Here is a 462-nt window from a genome sequence, read left to right on the forward strand (position 1 = left end):
CTGTTGGCAATAATGTTGCCGACGGCTGGGCCAATCTGGTCGCCGGCAAGTCGGGTATTGCCAATATCACGAAGTTCGCCGCTACGAACTTCTCGACTCGTTTCGCCGGCGAGTTGAAGGGCTTCAATATCGAGGACTACATCCCCGGTAAGGAAGCGCGCCACATGGACACGTTCATCCATTACGGCGTGGCTGCCGGCATCCAGGCGATGCAGGACAGCGGCCTTGAAGTCACCGACGAGAATTCGGAGCGTATCGGCGTCGTGGTCGGCTCGGGCATCGGCGGTCTGCCGATGATCGAAGTCACGCAAACCGAATTGCTCAATCGCGGCCCGCGCCGCATTTCGCCGTTCTTCGTGCCGGCGTCGATCATCAACATGATCTCCGGGCACCTGTCGATCAAGTTCGGCATCAAGGGTCCGAATCTCGCCATCGTCACCGCGTGTACAACGGGTTTGCACT

1 protein-coding gene is annotated in these 462 nt (G+C 59.1%); it reads left to right on the forward strand.

The features are described 5' to 3' along the window. Positions 1-462: beta-ketoacyl synthase N-terminal-like domain-containing protein (locus SB822_RS54975; protein ID WP_410858833.1), on the forward strand; the 462-nt coding region annotated here is incomplete at both ends.

The sequence above is a fragment of the Paraburkholderia sp. SIMBA_054 genome, assembly GCF_046534875.1.
GTDB classification, from domain to species: Bacteria; Pseudomonadota; Gammaproteobacteria; order Burkholderiales; family Burkholderiaceae; genus Paraburkholderia; species Paraburkholderia hospita.